10 protein-coding genes are annotated in these 18,552 nt (G+C 75.0%); 3 read left to right on the plus strand and 7 right to left on the minus strand.

What is annotated here, in order from left to right; translation table 11 throughout:
• Positions 1 to 92: 92 nt before the first annotated feature.
• Positions 93 to 2,609: an FtsK/SpoIIIE domain-containing protein gene (locus KSK32_RS02390; protein WP_216928220.1), complete on the minus strand. Its 2,517-nt coding sequence runs from the start codon at positions 2,607 to 2,609 to the stop codon at positions 93 to 95.
• Between the two features lie 183 nt (positions 2,610 to 2,792).
• On the opposite strand from KSK32_RS02390, the gene KSK32_RS02395 reads away from it, so the two are divergent.
• Entirely contained in the window at positions 2,793 to 4,205 is a 1,413-nt protein-coding gene (locus KSK32_RS02395) for an alkaline phosphatase PhoX (protein ID WP_216928221.1), read from the plus strand.
• A gap of 60 nt (positions 4,206 to 4,265) precedes the next feature.
• On the opposite strand, the gene KSK32_RS02400 is transcribed toward KSK32_RS02395, so the two are convergent.
• The 4 genes from KSK32_RS02400 to gltB form a co-directional block, all read right to left on the minus strand.
• On the minus strand, positions 4,266 to 6,944 hold the full coding sequence (locus tag KSK32_RS02400) for a hypothetical protein (protein WP_216928222.1): 2,679 nt from the start codon (positions 6,942 to 6,944) through the stop codon (positions 4,266 to 4,268).
• A 111-nt stretch (positions 6,945 to 7,055) separates the two neighbouring features.
• Positions 7,056 to 7,841 carry an SGNH/GDSL hydrolase family protein gene (locus KSK32_RS02405; protein ID WP_216928223.1) on the minus strand — a complete coding sequence of 262 codons (786 nt, stop codon included), beginning with the start codon at positions 7,839 to 7,841 and terminating at the stop codon, positions 7,056 to 7,058.
• 313 nt (positions 7,842 to 8,154) lie between these two features.
• The gene (locus tag KSK32_RS02410) at positions 8,155 to 9,660 is read right to left on the minus strand and encodes a glutamate synthase subunit beta (RefSeq protein WP_216928224.1); all 1,506 of its coding nucleotides are present in this window, start codon (positions 9,658 to 9,660) and stop codon (positions 8,155 to 8,157) included.
• Positions 9,653 to 14,353 (minus strand): glutamate synthase large subunit, encoded by a 4,701-nt coding sequence (gltB, locus tag KSK32_RS02415; protein ID WP_216928225.1) that lies wholly within the window; start codon positions 14,351 to 14,353, stop codon positions 9,653 to 9,655. Before gltB ends, KSK32_RS02410 begins: the two co-directional genes overlap by 8 nt.
• Before the next feature lie 145 nt (positions 14,354 to 14,498).
• On the opposite strand from gltB, the gene KSK32_RS02420 reads away from it, so the two are divergent.
• A complete protein-coding gene (locus tag KSK32_RS02420; RefSeq protein WP_216928226.1) occupies positions 14,499 to 15,341 on the plus strand; it encodes a GNAT family N-acetyltransferase in 843 nt (280 codons plus the stop codon).
• A gap of 110 nt (positions 15,342 to 15,451) precedes the next feature.
• Here KSK32_RS02420 and KSK32_RS02425 read toward each other — a convergent pair whose 3' ends face one another.
• Positions 15,452 to 16,639, minus strand: coding sequence for an NAD(P)/FAD-dependent oxidoreductase (locus tag KSK32_RS02425; RefSeq protein ID WP_216928227.1), 1,188 nt, complete (start codon positions 16,637 to 16,639; stop codon positions 15,452 to 15,454).
• Positions 16,640 to 16,650: 11 nt separating this feature from the next.
• Positions 16,651 to 17,853: a prolipoprotein diacylglyceryl transferase gene (gene lgt, locus KSK32_RS02430; RefSeq protein ID WP_216928228.1), complete on the minus strand. Its 1,203-nt coding sequence runs from the start codon at positions 17,851 to 17,853 to the stop codon at positions 16,651 to 16,653.
• Between the two features lie 102 nt (positions 17,854 to 17,955).
• Here lgt and KSK32_RS02435 point away from each other — a divergent pair, with 102 nt between their 5' ends.
• Positions 17,956 to 18,495, plus strand: coding sequence for an NUDIX hydrolase (locus tag KSK32_RS02435; protein WP_216928229.1), 540 nt, complete (start codon positions 17,956 to 17,958; stop codon positions 18,493 to 18,495).
• Positions 18,496 to 18,552: the final 57 nt, after the last annotated feature.

The raw sequence follows: 18,552 nt of genomic DNA on the forward strand, positions 1-18,552 counted from the left end.
CGGGGCTCGCAAACCCGGCTCACTCCTCGCGCTCACAAAGCCGTCTTCCGTTCGCGACTGCGGGGCTCGCAAACCCGGCTCACTCCTCGCGCTCACGTGATATCACTCCCGGCGGCGAACGGCACGATCAGCGCGGTGCGGTGCTCGTGCCGGTCGACGAGCAGGGCGCGGCCGTCGCGCGGGACGTACGCGAGGTCGTGCACTCCGAGGTGCAGGCCCAGGTCGGCGGCGGGGACGTTGAGCGCGACCAGGCCGGTCACGTCGTCGCGGTGCCCGCTGCCGCCGAGGTCGTCGGCGAGCCGGCGCAGCCCGCGCCACCAGCCGAGCACGTGCACGCCACGGGCGGGGCCCTGGCGCAGCACGGCGCGCAGGTCGTCGTACCCGGAGCGGAACGTCGCCGGGTCGGAGGCGGCGAGCGTCGTGGCGGCGGCGTCCACCCCGAACACCACCAGGTAGGTGCGCCCGGAGGCCGGGGCGTCGCCGGTGGCGGCCTCGGCGAGCTGGGCGCGCAGCGCGCCGGCGTCGAGGCGCCGGACCGGGTGCCCGGCGGCGGCGAGCGTCATGGCCAGGTCGTCGGCGGCGTCGGTGGTGCCCGGCGCCAGCGGCGCGAACAGGAACCGGGCGGTGCCGGGGGCGTGCTGGCGGGCCAGGGACAGGGTGGCCGACCGGAGCACGTCCGCGCCGGCCGCCGCGGTGCCGACCACTGCCAGGTGCCGGCCCGGCCCGGCGTCGAGCCCGAACCCGGCCGGGCTGCCGGGGACGTCGACCACGCGGCCGACGAGCGCGTACGGCGGGTCGGCGCCGGGCGTCAGCGCCGTCCAGGCGGGGTCGTCGGTGAGCAGCGGCGTCTCGTGCCCCCGGAAGACGGCAGGCGGGCGCGCTCCGGCCGGGCGGGCCGCGTGCAGCTCGTGGCGCAGCGCGGCGAGGTCGGCCGAGGCGGCGTGCGCGTCGGGGAACCGCACCTCGACGTCCGAGCCGGGCGCGCCCGCGCCGGTGTTCACCACGGCGGCGCCGACGGTGAGCCCGCGTGCGGCGTCGTTGCGCGGGTCCAGCACGGCGTCGCCGCCGGACAGCGCGATGCGTAGCGGGAACTGCCCGAAGATGGCCTCGGCCCGGCCGTAGAGCGCCTCGATGCCGGTGGTGCTCTGGCTCGCCAGCACCAGATGCAGGCCGTACGAGCGGCCCTTGCGGGCCAGTTCCTCGATCAGGTCGACGGCCTGCCGGGCGAGCGCGTCGTTGCCGGCGAACAACACGTGGAACTCGTCGACCACTGTGACGATCCGGGGCGGCCGGGCGTTGGGCGGCAGGTCCGCCAGCCGGCTGACGCCGTGCCGTTTGAGCAGGTCGGCGCGGCGGCCCAGTTCGGCGCGCAGCTCGCGCAGGACCGCCACGCCGTACTCGCGGTCGGACTCGATGCCCACCGCGTCGGCGTGCGGCAGCCAGGACGGGTCACGGTCGGTGGGCACGAACTCGGTGAAGCTGACGCCCTCCTTGAAGTCGAGCAGCATCAGCCGCAGCTCGGCCGGGGAGTAGCGGGCGGCCAGCCCGTAGAGCACGTCGAGCAGCAGGACCGTCTTGCCGGCGCCGGTACGCCCGCCGATCAGCCAGTGCGGGGTCACGTCGTCGAACGCCACACTCAGCGGACGGCGTCCGGCCCGGCCGAGGACGGTACGCAGCCCGGAGGCGGCGGACCCGGCCCAGCGCTGCGCCGGGAGCAGGTCGGCGAACGTGACGCCGTCCTGGCCGGCGGCCTCGGCGTACCGGCGGGCCAGCGCGGTCACAGTGGCGTGCGACGGGTCGCCGTCGAGCACCACGGGCGCGGCCAGCCCGCTGCCGTCGGTGCTGAACGGGCGCCCGGGCGGGTCGCCGACGAGCGTGTAGCGCTCGGTGACGCGAAGCTGGGTGGTGGCGCCCAGCGGCGGCGCGGCGGACGGCCCGGCCGGTGGATGACCGGCCAGCAGCACGCAGACCGCAGCGGCCGGGCCGGCATGGGTGAGCGCGGCCAGGCGGGCCAGTTCCCGGGGCGGCGGCGCGGACGCGGCGACCACCACCAGCAGCTCGCGGTCCTCCGGCGCGGATCGCTGGGCGGTACGCGCGTGCCGCTCGGCCGCGTCGAGCAGGGCGGTCGTCTCCGCCTCCGTGGTCGCCGTCGCGGCGAGCACACCGGCGTCGTGCAGCGGGCGCAGCGGCAGGAACGCCGCGCCGAAGGCGGCCTGGTCGATGCCGGCGACCCGGATCGCGCCGGCCGGGGCGGCGGTCAGCAGCCGCACCACCACCGCCCGCAGCAGCTCGCCGACGCGCGGGTCGCGGGCGTCCGCGTCGACGGCCAGGTGCGCGCCCGCCCCCACCGGCACGAGCACCGGAAACGCTCCGTCGACTGTGGTCGCTGCGCCGAGGCGTACCGGAACGGGGTGGGTCGCGACGCGGGCGGTGCCGGGCACCGCGGCGGCCAGCTCACCGCCGAGGCGGGCCAGCCGCGCGACCAGCTCGGGGCTGCCCACCGGCGCCGGGCCGGCGGCGCCCAGCAGCCGCCGGGCCGCCTCCCAGTGCCGCACCGCCCGTCGATGCCGATCGACCGCCTGCCGGTACGCCGCAGCGAGTCTGCCCACCGTCCGCCCTCCGACGTTTGCGATCGAGGGGAACCCTAACGGACGCGCGCCGCACCGGCACGGGGCGTTCCGCACCGGGGATTCGTCAGCTGTTCACGCGCCGGCGGGCGGGCGCGCCGCCCGCCGTTCCCCCGGCCCGGCTTGCCTTCCCCCAGGCAATCGTGTGCACAGGAAGGCGACGACGTGACCACCTCACCTCTTCCCCGGCGGTCCCTGCTGCGCGGCGGCGTGGCCGGCGGACTCGGCATCGTGGTGGCCGGCAGCCTGGAGGCCATCGCCGGACCGGCCGCGGCCCGGCCCGCGTGCCGCCCCGCAGTCGGCTACGGCGACCTGGTGCCGGACCCGGCCGGCCTGCTGGCGCTGCCGCCGGGCTTCTCGTACACGGTCGTCGCGCAGGCGGGCGCGACGCTGCTGGAATCCGGGCAGCCCACCCCGAGCGACGCGGACGGCACCGGCTGCTTCCGCGGCCCGCGCGGCTCGGTGCTGGTGAACAACCACGAGATCGGCGGCGACGAGCCGTACCCGGTGCCGGCGCTTCCCGGCCTCACCTACGACCCGGGCGCCCGCGGCGGCACCACCACCATCGAGGTGGACAAGCACGGGCGGCGGCTGCGCGAGTACGTCAGCGTGGCCGGCACGCACAACAACTGCGCCGGTGGGATCACCCCGTGGGTCACGTGGCTGACCTGCGAGGAGACCGAGCAGCGGGCCGGCGGCCGGTACCTGAAGGACCACGGGTACGTCTTCGAGGTCGACCCGCACGACCGGTCCGCCAACACCGACCCGGTGCCGCTGACGTTCCTCGGGCGGTACTCCCACGAGGCGGTGGCGGTCGACCCGTACACCCACTCGATCTACCTGACCGAGGACGCGAGCGGGCCCAACGGCCTGTACTTCCGGTGGACGCCGCCGCCCGGCTTCCGGGCCGGCAAGGGCGCGCTGCGGGCGCTCGCCCAGCGGCCCGACGGCGCGACCGCCGGCAGCCTCGCCGCGATGCGCTGCCTGCGCGGCGACGACCACGTGGCCGACCTGTCCGAGGCCACCACGCCCGGCACCCGCTACCGGGTCCAGTGGGTCGAGGTGCCGGACCGCGACGCGCGGACCGTGTCGGTCCGCAAGCAGTTCACCGACGCCGAGGTGACCCGCAGCCGCAAGCTGGAAGGCGCCTGGTGGGGCGACGGCGGCGCGTACTTCGTGGCCAGCTACGCCCGGCTCGACGACGGCAGCGCCAACGAGCACGACGGCCAGGTGTGGTTCTACGACCCGCGCCGGCAGACGGTGACGCTGAAGACCATCTTCGGGGTGAACACCGACCCGGAGGCCGACAACGGCAACTACGACGGGCCGGACAACATCACCGTCTCCCCGTACGGCGGGGTGATCCTGGCCGAGGACGGCGAGGGCGTGTCGCACCTGGTGGGCGTCACCGAGCAGGGCAAGACGTACCCGCTGGCCCGCAACGAGCTCAACGACAGCGAGTTCACCGGGCCGACGTTCAGCGCGGACGGGCGGACGTTGTTCGCCAACATCCAGTCCCCGGGGTACGTCTTCGCGATCACCGGCCCGTGGGGCCGGCCGGGCAACGGGCACCGCTGACCTTTCAGGATCTTGGTACGGGCGCGCCCCTCGCGGGGCGTGCGCGTACCAAGATCTGCCCTAGCGTGGGGCGACGCGGCAGCCGGGGTCGGGGCCGGCGTCGGCCACGCCGCAGTGGAACACCTCGACCGGGGCGGCGTCCACGTCGGGCACCTTCGCCACGGTGAGCAGCGCCAGCCGCTTCGCCACCGGTTCGCCGGAGTCCGGGGCGTACCGGATCAGGCCGCTGACCCCCGGGTAGCCGCCGGCGGCGTTCTGCCGCAGCACCTCGGCGTGCACCCCGACCGGGTTGACCGAGCGGGGCTCCCAGCGGCGGCCGGTGTCGGCGTGCCGCAGCCGGGCGGCGAGGCTCTCCAGCGCGCGCACCGTCATCATGGTGGCGTCGTAGGCCAGGCTGACCCGCTCGCCGACCGGCGGGCCGGCCCCGGCGCGGCAGCGGGGCGGGTCGAGCAGGCCGTCCGCGCCGATCCAGGTGAGGAAACTGCCGCGGGCGTCGTCCCGCCCGGCCTGCGCGGTCCGCAGCGCCGCGCAGGTGGCCAGCGCGGCCTTCGACACGTACGTGACCGGCAGGTTGCCCGGCGCGCTGGCGCGCAGCCCCGGGTTGGCCATGTAGCGGTTCACCGAGTCGTCGGCGACCAGGTGCCGGGGCGGATTCGCGCCGCACTCCTTGAGCGCCCGCATGAACCCGTCGAACTCCGACCAGCGGCCGGCGAAGAAGAGCATCCCCGGGTAGCCGCACTCCTGGGTGAGCCGCCGTCCGCTGCGCCACTCCTCGAGCCGGGTGATCCGGTCACCGAAGCGTTCCCGCAGCCCGTCGACGAGGGTGGCGACGTACAGGTCCTTCGTCAGCGAGCTGCCCTCGCCGGTGGTCCAGTAGACGTGCGCCTCCCGCACGCGCAGCACCTGCCGGGCGTACGCCTCGACCATCGTGACCTGATCCCGGTTGGGCGCGGACATGGCCAGGTAGAGGCTGGAGTTGGCGTCCATCCGGTCGGCCGACAGGGTGGGCGCGAGCACCGGCAGGCCCACCCGGTTGAGTTCGCGCAGCGCCGCCGCCGTGCTGGCGCGGCTGTCCACCATCCCGACCACGCCCAGCACCGTGGGGTCGTCGCGGGCCAGCCCCTCCAGCATCCGTACCGCTTCGCCGGCGTGCCGCATCTGCCGCCCGGCGTTCGCCACCACGATGTGCAGCAGCGCCGCGTCGTCCGCCGCCGCCGACTCCTGAAGCAGGGCGTACTGGGCGGTGGCCATGCCCTCCAGTTCCTCCCGCTCGGAGACGTAGGACTCCTCGTCCGCCCGGGTCCGGTTGCCGGTGAGGCTGCCCAGGTAGACCAGCGTCAGGTAGGGACGGCGGTGCTCGCTGCGCCGCCACACCTCCTCGGCGGCCCGGTTCTGGGCGAAGATGCGCCGCTGCACGGCGCGCAGCCGGTCCTGCCCGGGCTCGCTGTTGAAGACCTGTCCGGCGGTGTCGCTGTAGCCGACGCACTCCCCGCCCACGAGCCGGACGGAGACCCGGTCGGCGGGCCAGGGACGGCAGTCCGGCGCCCACCGCCCGTGCGCCCAGACGCCCAGCCCGGCGACGAGCGCCAGGGCCACCGCGGCGGGCAGGAACCGCCGCGCCCACCAGGGCGGGTCGGGCGCGACCAGGGCCGGCGGGACGCCTCCCACCGGGACGTCGACGTCCCGGTCGTCGGCCGCCAGCAGCATCAGCCAGGCGCCGGGGCGGCGCAGCCGGCGGTTCTCCGGCAGCGCCTCCACCCACTCCTCGTACGCCTCCTCGGCCTGGGTGAGCGGCCGGGCCGCGGCCGGTTCCGGCGGCGGGTCGGCGGCGACCGCGACGACGAGCAGCGGGTCGTTGCGGCCGGTCTCGTTGCGCACCTCGTCGACGAGCCGGACCAGCGTGTGCCCGACGTTGTCCGGGCGCGCGCCGTCGAGCACCAGCATCGGATAGGCGGTGCGGCGCCAGTCTCCCGGCCGCCAGAACCGCCGCCGGTACGCCAGGCGCAGGTCCTCCAGGAACGCGTGCAGCAGCAGCTTCTCCACCTGGGCCGGGTGTTCGCCGTCGCGCCACCCGGCGGTGAGCCGCTCGGCGAAGCCGAGGAACGTCACCGACTGCCGGGGCGCCAGGTACTGCTGGCGCATGAACCAGCGGTACTGCCGGCCCACGAGCGGCACCCGGCCGGAGACGGCGATCCGGAACACGACGCTGGGCACGGCCCGCCACAGCAGCCAGAGCAGCAGATGCACTGCGGTGCCGAGGCCGGAGTCGCCGCCGACCTGGGGGTCGTCACCGGCCCGCCGTCCCCGCCAGTCCCGCAGGCGGCGCACCAGCGCGGCCCGGCCGCTGTCGGCGGCGTCCAGGTCCACGGCGAGCGTCTGGTGCATCAGCCAGTCGGCCAGCGGGTAGTGCCGGAACCGCAGCCGGGGAGCGCCGAACGCCTCCACGGAGAGCTGCCGGTGCAGCTCGCGCAGGACGGCCGCGACGTCGTCGCCGGCGGGCCGGCCGGCCAGGTCCAGCACGGCGTGCGGCACCCGTCGCCCGGCCCGGCGCGCCGCAAAACGCCGCAGCAGGGCCGCGATCGCGCCGTCCCCGGTGGGCCGGACCAGCCAGAGCAGCGGCAGCCGGCGGTCGCCGCGGCGTGGTCGGCGCAGCAGCCGGGCCAGCAGGGTGAGCAGTTCCGGGCCGCCGGACGGGAGTTGCTCGCGGACCGGCCGCGGCCGGGTCACCGGTTCGCGCATCGTCACCTCCGGGTGGCACAGGGTGTCGCACCATTGTCGACGCTCGATGCAACCCGGCGCGAGGGCCCCCGCTGGACACACGGGGTGTCGAGCGGGGCCCTCGCGTGCGGATCAGCCGATCGCGGCGGTCAGCGCGGCCAGGTAGCCGTAGCGGTAGCCGCTGGCGTTCGGGTGGTACGCCTCGATGACGCCGCTGACGTCACGGATCCACGGGTCGGCGGCGCACACGCCGTGACCGGTGAAGACCGGCCGTGCGTCGACGAACGTGCCGCCGGCCGCTGCGGCCCGGCCGGCGATGACGCCGTTGAGCGTGTCGGCGGCCTGGTTGAGGATGGTGCGCTTGTAGCTGCTCATGGCGAACAGTCCGCAGTAGCCGGTCTCGAACAGCCGGGGGTAGCCGAGCACCACCAGCCGGGCGTTCGGCGCCCGGTTGCGGATCGCGGTGTACGTGGCGTCGAGCCGGCCCGGCAGCGTCGCGGTGGCGAACGCCTTGGACTCGTTGACCGCGCTCTCGCAGCTGGACGTGCTGCCGAACCGGCAACTGGTCATCACGTCGGCGAAACCGGCGTCGTTGCCGCCGATGGTGATGGTGACGAGCGTGGTGCTGCTGCTGAGCTGGCCGACCTGGTTGTTCAGCACGTCGGCGGTGACCGCGCCGCCGCAGGCCGGGAACTTGAAGCTGGTGACCGAGTGGGCGGCGGCCCACAGCGGGGCGTACGACTTCTGGCTGCGCAGACAGGTGGACAGGTCGTACGGGCCGGCGCCGACACCGGAGGAGTAGGAGTCGCCGAGGGCGACGTAGTTGACGGTGGCCGCCCGGGCGGCGCCGGGCAGGAGCACGGCGCCGAGGACGGCCGCCAGGACGGCGGCGAGCGCGGTACGGACGCGACGGGACATGGCAGAGCCTCCACGGGGCAGGGGTGGTGGAGCCCGTTGACCGCGCGCGTGGCCGAGGGATCAGTGCTGTTACTGGTCGGTAATGCTATCGAAACATTTGCAGAAATAGAACAGCTGAGCTCGGCGAGCAGGGGAAGATTCGTTCACACGTGTCGATCAGGTTGCCGGCGACGCCGGAGCGCGCCCCGCCGTGCGGCGCGACCGCCGTGCGGCGCGACCGCCGTGCGGCGCGCGCGGCGTGACCGCCGCACGGACGGCGATGTTAAGAAGGGCCCCCTCCTCTACCCGAGGCGTTAAGAGGGGGCCCTTCCTTTCAGCGCGCGGCGAGTGGCTGGCGGGCCGGGTCGACCGGGGCGGGCAAGTCGCCCACCCCACCGAGGTACGTGTGGATCGCCGCCGCGGCAGCGCGTCCCTCGGCGATCGCCCACACGATCAGCGACGCGCCCCGGTGCATGTCACCGGCGACGAAGACGCCGTCGGCAGCCTGCCAGTCCGGCCGGGCGTCAACCGCGCCGCGGGGGTTGCGGGTCACCCCGAACTGGGCCAGCAGCGGCTGTTCCTCGGTGCCCTCGAAGCCGATGGCGAGCAGCACCAGGTCGGCCGGGATCTCCCGCTCGGAACCGGGCAGCGGGGTGACGATGCGGCGACCGTCCACCTTCTCCACAGTCACCTCGGCGATCCGGACCGCGCGGACCTGGCCGGTGCCGTCGTCCACGAACTCCTGCACGGCGACCGCGAAGACCCGCTCGCCGCCCTCCTCGTGGGCCGGGTAGTTGCGCAGCAGCCACGGCCAGGTCGGCCACGGGTCGCGCTCCGCGTCGCGCTCCGACGGCGGCTGCGGGTAGAGGTCGAGCTGGTGTACGCCGGCCGCGCCCTGCCGGTGCGCCACACCGAGGCAGTCCGCGGCGGTGTCGCCACCGCCGATGATCACCACGTGCTTGCCGGCGGCGTCGATCGGCGTACCGTCGGGCAGCGTGGCGAGAGCGGGCCGACCGTCCCCGGCGGCGGCCACCACGCGGTTCGCGGCGACCAGGTGCGCCATCGCCTGGTGCACGCCGCGCAGCTCCCGGCCCGGCGTCTCCGGCGTATCCCGGCCCTGCAACGCGCCGCAGGCCAGCAGCACCGCGTCGTGCTCGGCGCGCACCTGCTCGGCGGTCACGTCGACGCCGACGTGCACACCGGTCCGGAAGCGCACGCCCTCGGCGGTGAGCTGGGCCAGCCGCTTGTCGATGTGCTGCTTCTCCAGCTTGAAGTCGGGGATGCCGTAGCGGAGCAGGCCGCCGATCGCGTCGTCGCGCTCGTACACGGTGACCGTGTGACCGGCGCGGGCGAGCTGCTGCGCGGCCGCCAGCCCGGCCGGACCGGAGCCGACCACCGCCACCGACCGGCCGGTCGTGGTGGAGGCGGGCCGGGGCCGCAGGCCGTCGCGGGCCGCCGCCGCGTCGGCGATCTCCACCTCGACCTGCTTGATGGTGACCGGCTGCTGGCCGCCGAGGCCGAGCACGCAGGCCGCCTCGCACGGCGCCGGGCAGAGCCGGCCGGTGAACTCGGGGAAGTTGTTGGTGGCGTGCAGCGACTCCACCGCCGCGTCCCAGTTGCCGGTGCGGACCAGGTCGTTCCAGTCCGGGATGCGGTTGCCCAGCGGGCAGCCGTCGTGGCAGAACGGGATGCCGCAGTCCATGCACCGGGTGGCCTGCTCGCGGATCAGCTCCTCGCCGGCCGGCGGGTACACCTCCCGCCAGTCGGAGATGCGCACCGGCACCGGACGGCGGGCCGGCAGCCGCCGGTCGTAACGCAGGAAACCGTTCGGGTCAGGCACGAGCCACCTCCTGAGCGACCGCCCGGGGCGCGGGCGGCAGGGGCGCGGACGGCGCCGGGGAGAGGGCGCTCATCACCGCGTCGTCGACGTCTCGGCCGGCGGCTTCGGCGGCCCGCATGATCTCCATGACCCGGCGGTAGTCCCGGGGCACCACGGCGGTGAACTCCTCCACCGCCTGCGGCCAGCGCTTGAGCAGGTCCTCGGCGACCGCCGAGTCCGTCTCGGCGAAGTGCCGCTGGACCAGCTCGTGCAGCCGGTCGCGTTCCTCGTCGCGCAGCGGCGAGAGGTCGACCAGTTCCGCGTTGACGAGCCGCCGGTCGAGCCGGTGCACGAACGCGGTGCCACCGGACATGCCGGCGGCGAAGTTGCGCCCGGTCGGCCCGAGCACCACGACGGTGCCGCCGGTCATGTACTCGCACCCGTGGTCGCCGAGGCCCTCGACCACCGCCACGGCGCCGGAGTTGCGGACCGCGAACCGCTCCCCCACCCGGCCGCGCAGGAACACCTCGCCGCCGGTGGCGCCGTACAGGATGGTGTTGCCGGCGATGATCTGGTCCTCGGCGCGGCGGCCCGGCTCCGCGTCGACGCCGACGAACGGCGCGGCGGCGTCCGGCCGGACCACGATCCGGCCGCCGGACAGTCCCTTGCCGACGTAGTCGTTGGCGTCGCCGTAGAGGCGCAGCGTGACACCGCGCGGCAGGAACGCGCCGAACGACTGGCCGGCGGTGCCGCGCAGCAGGAACTCGACCGTGTCGTCGGGCAGGCCGCCGCCGCCGAAGCGGCGGGTCACCTCGCCGCCGAGCATCGCGCCGACGCTGCGGTGCTCGTTGCGGACCTCGACCTCGACCCGGACCGGCGTACGGTCGCGCAGCGCCGGCCCGGCCAGCTCGATGAGCCGGTTGTCCAGCGCCACGTCGAGGCCGTGGTCCTGGGCGCGTACGCCCCGGCGGGCCGCGCCCTCGGGCAGCTCCGGCAGGTGCAGCACGCGGCTCAGGTCGAGCCCGTGGCCCTTCCAGTGGTCGATCGCGCCGGCCACGTCGAGCAGCTCGGTGTGGCCGATCGCCTCGTCGATGCTACGGAAGCCCAGCTCGGCCAGGTAGCCGCGGACCTCCTCGGCGAGGAAGAGGAAGAAGTTCTCCACGAACTCGGGGCGGCCGGTGAAGCGCTCGCGCAGCACCGGGTTCTGGGTGGCGATGCCGACCGGGCAGGTGTCCAGGTGGCACACCCGCATCATCACGCAGCCCTCGACGATCAGCGGCGCGGTGGCGAAGCCGAACTCCTCGGCGCCGAGCAGCGCCGCGATCAGCACGTCCCGGCCGGTCTTGAGCTGGCCGTCGACCTGCACCGTCACCCGGTCGCGCAGCTTGTTGAGCAGCAGCGTCTGCTGCGCCTCGGCCAGGCCCATCTCCCACGGGGTGCCGGCGTGCTTGAGCGAGTTGAGCGGGGACGCGCCGGTGCCGCCGTCGTGCCCGGAGATCAGGATGACGTCGGCCTTGAGCTTGGCCACGCCCGCCGCGACGGTGCCCACGCCCACCTCGCTGACCAGTTTGACGTGCACCCGGGCGGCCGGGTTGACGCACTTCAGGTCGTGGACGAGCTGGGCGAGATCCTCGATGGAGTAGATGTCGTGGTGCGGCGGCGGGGAGATCAGGCCGACACCCGGGGTGGCGTGCCGGGTCCGGGCGATCCACGGCCAGACCTTGTTGCCCGGCAGCTGCCCGCCCTCGCCGGGCTTCGCGCCCTGCGCCATCTTGATCTGGAGGTCGTCGGCGTTGACGAGGTATTCGCTGGTCACGCCGAACCGGCCGCTGGCGATCTGCTTGACCGCGGAGCGCCGCGCCGGGTCGTGCAGCCGCTCGACGTCCTCCCCGCCCTCGCCGGTGTTGGACTTGCCGCCGAGCCGGTTCATCGCGACGGCGAGCGTCTCGTGCGCCTCCGCCGAGATCGACCCGTACGACATGGCGCCGGTGGCGAACCGCTTGACGATCTCGGTGGCCGGCTCGACCTCGTCCAGCGGCACCGGCGGGCGTACGCCGGTGCGCAGCGTGAACAGCCCGCGCAGCGAGCCCGCCTGCGCGGCCAGCTCGTCGACCTTGGCGGTGTACTGCCGGAACACGTCGTACTGGCGGCTGCGGGTGGCGTGCTGGAGCAGGAAGACGGTCTCCGGGTTGAACAGGTGCAGCTCGCCCTCGCGGCGCCACTGGTACTCGCCGCCGACCTCCAGCCGGGCGCCGGCCGGCACGCCCGGCGCCGGCCAGGCCCGCGCGTGCCGGGCCGCCACCTCGGCGTGGATCTCGGCCAGCCCGATGCCGCCGATCGTGCTCGGCGTGCCCCGGAAGTACCTGTCGACCAGGCGGGTGTCCAGGCCGACGGCCTCGAAGACCTGCGCGCCGCAGTACGACGACACGGTCGAGATGCCCATCTTGGACATGATCTTCAGGACGCCCTTGCCGAGCGCCTTGACGTAGTTGCGGACGGCCCTGGCCGCCATCTTTGACGGCGGCTCATCCGGCTCAGCCTGGTCCACACGTGTCAATACGCCGGTGGAGATCATGTCCTCCACCGACTCGAAGGCCAGGTACGGGTTGACCGCCGCCGCGCCGTACCCGATAAGCACGGCCGCGTGGTGCACCTCGCGGCAGTCGCCGGACTCGACGACCAGCGCCACCTGGGTACGGGTCTGCTCGCGGACCAGGTGCTGGTGCACCGCGGCGGTGAGCAGCAGCGACGGGATCGGCGCCAGGTCGGCGTTGGAGTCCCGGTCGGAGAGCACCAGGATGCGCACGCCGTCCTCGATCGCCTCGGAGACGTGCCGGCAGATCTCGGTCAGCCGTGCCTTGATGCCGGCGCCGCCGTCGCGCAGGCGGTAGAGCCCGGAGACCCGGACCGCCTTGAAGCCGGGCAGGTCGCCGTCCTCGTCGATGGACAGGATCTTGGCCAGCTCGTCGTTGTCGATCACCGGGTACGGCAGCACGATCTGCCGGCAGCTCGCCGGGCCCGGGTCGAGCAGGTTGCCCTCCGGCCCGATGGTGGACGCCAGGCTGGTCACCAGCTCCTCCCGGATGGCGTCCAGCGGCGGGTTGGTGACCTGGGCGAACAGCTGATGGAAGTAGTCGTAGAGCAGCCGCGGCCGGGTGGACAGCGGGGCGATCGGGGTGTCGGTACCCATCGAGCCGATCGGCTCCGCGCCGCTGCGGGCCATCGGGCCGAGCAGGATCTTCAGCTCCTCCTCGGTGTAGCCGAACGTCTGCTGGCGGCGGCGTACCGAGTCGTGGGTGTAGACGATGTGCTCGCGCGGCGGCAGGTCGTCCAGTTCGATCAGGCCGGCGTGCAGCCACTCCTGGTACGGCCGCTCGGCCGCCAGCTCGGTCTTGATCTCGTCGTCGGAGACGATCCGGCCGTTGACGGTGTCGACGAGGAACATCTTGCCCGGCTGGAGGCGGCCCTTGGCGACCACGGTGGCCGGGTCCAGGTCGAGCACGCCCGCCTCGCTGCCCAGCACCACCAGGCCGTCGGTGGTGTGCCACCAGCGGCCCGGGCGCAGGCCGTTGCGGTCCAGCACCGCGCCGACGATCTCGCCGTCGGTGAACGCGACCGACGCCGGGCCGTCCCACGGCTCCATCAGGCTGGCGTGGAAGCGGTAGAACGCGCGCTTGTCGGCGCGCATGTCCGGGTCGTTCTCCCACGCCTCGGGGATCATCATGAGCACCGCGTGCGGCAGGCTCCGCCCGGCCAGGTGCAGCAGTTCGAGCACCGCGTCGAAGTTGGCCGAGTCGGACGCGGCGGGCGTGCAGACCGGAAAGACCCGGCGGATGTTGCCGGGAATGCTCGGGCTGCGGAGCAGGGCCTCGCGGGCCTGCATCCAGTTGCGGTTGCCACGGATCGTGTTGATCTCGCCGTTGTGTGCGATGAACCGGTACGGGTGCGCCAGCGGCCAGGACGGGAACGTGTTCGTCGAGAAGCGCGAGTGCACCAGCGCGATGGCGCTGACCACCCGCTCGTCGGTCAGCTCCGGGTAGAACGCCGGGAGCTGGTCCGGGGTGAGCATGCCCTTCCACACCATCGTGCGGCCCGACAGCGACGGGAAGTACGCCGGCACGCCCCGCTCGGCGGTCTCCCGCTCGACCTGCTTGCGCAGGCAGAACGCCACCCGGTCCAGGTCGAGCCCGGTCAGCGGGGAGCCGGCCGGGCCGTCCGGCGAGCCGGTCAGCCGGTGCGCGGCCACGAACAGCTGCCGGACCCGGGGCATCGCCGCGAGCGCGGTCTCGCCCAGGCCGGACGGGTCGGTCGGCACCTCCCGCCAGCCGAGCACGTCGGCGCCCTCGACCAGCGCGTACTTGTCGACCACCTGGCGGGCGCGGGCCTCGGCCGCGTCGTCGTCGGGCAGGAACACCAGGCCGGTGGCGTACTGGCCGGCCGGGGGCAGCGGGAAGTCGACGGTGGCGCGCAGGAACGCGTCCGGCACCTGGATCATGATCCCGGCGCCGTCTCCGGTGTTGTGCTCCGCGCCCCGGGCGCCCCGGTGGTCCAGGCGGCACAGCGCCCCGAGGCCGTTCGCGACGACCTGGTGCGAGCGCCGCCCGTGCAGGTCGGCCACGAAGGCCACACCGCAGGCGTCGTGCTCGTACGCGGGGTCGTAGAGCCCGGTCGCCTGTGGGGCCGGCTGCGGGCTGTGAGGGTACGGAAAGGCCACCGGGCCTCCTGTCGTCACTCAGGTTGGATCATGATGGGGACGACGTCGGCCCTCTGCGGTTTATTGAGTCTACGTTAGGGCTTCCGGCGCAAGGCCAGTTCAGATTGATCACACTTCCAGATGCTGGGACGTGTAGTCTCGCGCGGTGGATCTCGCACGCGCTGACGCACTCGACCGGTTGGAGCGGTTCTACGACGCGGTGCCCCGCGACGGGGCCCGGACCGAGGATTACGGCGCCCTGGTGCTGTTCGTCCGGGACGGGGCGGGCTGGCCGTTCTACGCCCGGCCCCGGCACGACGCCACCGAGGCGCCCACGCTCGCCGACGTGACGGCGGTCCGCGCCCGGCAGCGGGAGCTGGGCCTGCCGGAGGCGTTCGAGTGGGTGCACGAGCACCAGCCCGACCTGCTGGCGGTGGCCCGCTCCGCCGGGCTCAGCGTGCTGGAGGCGCCGCTGATGCTGCTGGAGCCGGAGCGGCTGCCCGAGCCGGGGACGTTCACCGACGTACCGGTGCGGGTGCTGGACCCCGCCGACCCCGGCTTCGCGGCGGACATCGCGCTGCGGCGGGCCGTCGCGGCGGTCGGCTTCGCCAACGGCGGCACCGCGCGCGGCGACGCCGGACCGGCCGAGCGGGACGCCGCCCTCGCCCAGCTGGACGTGGCCGCGCTGGAGGAGGAGGCGACCCGGGTCGCCGACGGGCGGCGCATCTCGGTACTCGCCGAGGCGCCCGGGGAGGGCGCGCTCGCCAGCGGGATGGCGATGCGGGTGGACGACGTGGCGGAGATCGCCGGCGTGGCCACGCTGCCGTCCGCCCGGCAGCGCGGGCTCGGCGCGGCGGTGACCGCCACCCTCGCCCGGGAGCTGCGCGCCGCCGGTACCGACCTGATCTTCCTGAGCGCCGGCAGCGAGGACATCGCCCGCGTCTACCTGCGGGTCGGGTTCCGCCGGGTGGGCACCGCCTGCATCGCCGAGCCCACCGCCGTCATCTGAGCGCGGGCCCGGCCCACGTGCCCCCGAGCCCGCGCCGCCGGGGCCGGGCCGCCGGGAGACCGGGCCGCCGGGAGACCGGGCCGCCGAGAGGCCGGATCGCGGCGGCACGGTCAGGACGGCGGCTGCCAGGCGGCGGCCGCCGCGGCGGCGGTGTTGCGCAGGCGCGGGCTGATCGTGCCCAGTGCGGCGTCCCGGGCGCGCAGCGCCAGCCGGCCCCGGGCCTGGAGGACCGCCGACATCCGCCGGGTCTGCCGGACCATCGTGGCCGCGCGGGGGCGGCGCAACCTGTCGTACGCGGTCACCGCGTCCGGCAGCCGCGACTCCCGCAGCAGCCCGGCCAGCGTCGCCGCGTCCTCGAACGCCAGGCAGGCGCCCTGCCCGAGGTGCGGCGGCATGGCGTGCGCGGCGTCGCCGAGCAGCACCACGCCGCCCGGGCCGGCCGGGAAGCCGTACGCCTTGGGCAGCGGGCGCAGCTCGCGGATCTCCTGCTGCACCACGTCCTCCGGGTCGGTCGCCTCCAGCAGCGTGCCGATCGGGGCGGGCCAGCCCGCGAACCAGCGTTTGAGCAGCGCGAGCTGGATCTCCGGCGGTTCCGGGCGGGGCGCGCCGGCGGCCGTGGCGACCCAGTAGACGCCGCCCCGGCGGGACGCGCCCGCCGTGCCCCGCTCGCCGAGCGAGGCGGCCAGGAAGCGGTACCCGGCGCCGAGCGTCTCGCCGTGCACCGGCTGGTCGTCAGGCAGCTGCGGAGCCCGGTACCAGGGGATGACCGCCCGCCAGGCGGCGCACCCGGAACTGACCACCGCGGTCTCCGGGGCGAGGTGCCGGCGGATCTCGCTGTCCGTGCCGTCGGCGGCCACCACCAGGTCCGCCTCGTAGGTGTGCCGGCCGTCGCCCACCGCCGGACGCTCGCCCGACACCGCGCGTACGGTCCGCACTGTCACGCCGGTCCGCAGCTCGACCCGGTCACCCAGGCCCGCTATCAGCGCGTCGTGCAGGTCCTCCCGGTGCACCACCACCGGCATCCGCTCGGCGGGCGTGGACCGGGCCTGCACCAGCCAGTGGCCGTCCGGTCGGCGCACGCCGCCGTCGGGCAGCGGGGTGGCGATCGCGTCCAGCCCGTCGCCCAGCCCGAGGGCGCGCAGCGCGCGTACCCCGTTGGGCCAGAGCACCACGGCGGTCGCCTCCGGGCGGACCCGGTCGGCGCGTTCCAGCAGCGTGACCTGCCAGCCCGACCGGGCCAGCACACCGGCCGCCGCCATTCCGCCGAGGCCGGCGCCGACCACCACCGCGCTGCGCATGACTCCCCCGCTCAGCTGTCCCGGTCCGCCGGGCGCCCGCCGCCGTCGGCCCGGCCGGCGTTCGTGCGCTCCGCGTCCGCCCGCCCCGGCTCCGTGTCGTCGCGGTCCGCGCGGTCGGCGTTCGCGCTGTCGTCGCCGTCCGCACCGCCCGGCGCGTCGTCGCCGCCGGACTCGGCCCGCGCCGGTTCGTCGTCGGCCGGGGGCAGCACACCGGTCGTCCGGTACGCGTCGAACTGCTCCTCGGTCACCACCCGGTAGCCCTCGGGCGCGGCCGGCCGTGCGGCGGCCTCCCGGGCGGAGAGGTCGACCTGGGACACGTCGCCGGCCGGGGCGGCCGGGGTGGCCGGCTCGCCCAGCGGCACCAGGTATTCGCGGGGCCCGCGGACCCGGATGAAGTAGGCGAGCGCGCCGAGGAAGACCAGCGCGGCGGTCCAGACGTTGAGGCGTACGCCGAGGATCAGGTTCGCCTCGTCGGTGCGCATCAGCTCGATCCAGAACCGGCCCGCCGTGTAGCCCATCACGTAGAGCGCGAACGCTCGGCCGCGGCCGAGCCGCAGCTTGCGGTCGAGGAACAGCACCAGCGCGGCGACACCGACGTTCCAGAGCGCCTCGTAGAGGAACGTCGGGTGGTAGAGCCCGGGCTGGAGCACCGGGTTGCCGGCGTCGTCGCGCAGCGCGTGACCCGGGTTGTCCGGGTCCATGACGTGCACTTCCAGTCCCCACGGCAGCGTGGTCCGGCCGCCGTACAGCTCGTTGTTGAACCAGTTGCCCAGGCGGCCGACGGCCTGTGCCAGGGGCAGCCCCGGCGCCAGCGCGTCGGCGACGACGGCGAACGGGATGCCGAGCTGCCGCGCGGCGAGCCACGCGCCGACCGCGCCACCGGCCACCGCGCCCCAGATGCCGAGACCGCCCTCCCAGATGTAGAGCGCCTTGATCGGCTCACCACCGGCGCCGAAGTATTTCTCCGGCGAGGTGATCACGTGGTAGATCCGCGCGCCGATGATGCCCGCGGGCACGGCCCAGACGGCGATGTCGAGCACCGCGCCCGGCGCCACACCGCGCCGGCGCAGCCGGTACTCGGTGACCACGCAGGCCACCACGATGCCGAGGATGATGCAGAGCGCGTACGCCCGGATCGGAACCGGACCGAGCTGCCAGACGGCGGTGCTGGGGCTGGGCATGGCCGCCAGTGGGGTCATCGGGGCGAGGGTCACGGGTGCACACGGTACCGGTGCGGACCGTGTGTGCGGCACCCCGGGCCGCCTGCCGCGCGGGTCGGATGACTTCTGGTTTGCACGGTCGTAGGCTCTTTGTCCATGAGCCCGCTCACCTGGGCTGTCGCCGCTGTCGTCACCGACGGGTCCGGCCGGCTGCTGCTCTGCCGCCGGTCCGAGGGGGCCCGCCGCTGGGGGTTGCCGGGCGGGCGGCTGCGCCACGACGAGAGCCCGGCGGACGCCGCCGTCCGGGCGGTCCGTGCGGAGACGGGCTGGGCGGTGGAACTGACCGGCCTGGTCGGCCTCTACCGGGTCACCGGCCCGCGGGCGCCTTCGCCGCCGGCCGGGCGGTGCGGCGGGCGGCCGGACGTCCTGGTGCACGTGTTCCGCGCCGGGCCGGGCGGCGTCGAGCCGCCCGGCGAACCGTCGGCCGGGTGCCTGCCGCGGTGGTGGCCGCCGCAGGAACTGCCCGACGTGCTGACCCCTACCACGCGCGCGGCGATCGCGGACGCGCTCGCCGGCCACGCCGGCGTGCTCCGCCACACCACGGCTGCCGACGAATCGGCTGCGGAACCCGGCGACGGGCCGCCCACCCCGCCCGGCCAGCGCGCATCCGAGCAGGCCGACAGCAGTAGCCGCTGACCACCCTCCCGCTCACGCATGATCGACACCAGTTCGGCGAAGTGGCGGGGTCCTGGC

The sequence above is a fragment of the Micromonospora sp. WMMB482 genome, from assembly GCF_019038635.1.
Classification (GTDB): domain Bacteria; phylum Actinomycetota; class Actinomycetes; order Mycobacteriales; family Micromonosporaceae; genus Micromonospora; species Micromonospora marina.

What these genes read in the sequence shown, in the direction of transcription:
- KSK32_RS02400 (WP_216928222.1), bottom strand. Translation starts at nt 6,944, where the DNA reads ATGCGCGAACCGGTGACCCGGCCGCGGCCGGTCCGCGAGCAACTCCCG.
- KSK32_RS02405 (WP_216928223.1), bottom strand. Translation starts at nt 7,841, where the DNA reads ATGTCCCGTCGCGTCCGTACCGCGCTCGCCGCCGTCCTGGCGGCCGTC.
- KSK32_RS02425 (WP_216928227.1), bottom strand. Translation starts at nt 16,639, where the DNA reads ATGCGCAGCGCGGTGGTGGTCGGCGCCGGCCTCGGCGGAATGGCGGCG.
- KSK32_RS02435 (WP_216928229.1), top strand. Translation starts at nt 17,956, where the DNA reads ATGAGCCCGCTCACCTGGGCTGTCGCCGCTGTCGTCACCGACGGGTCC.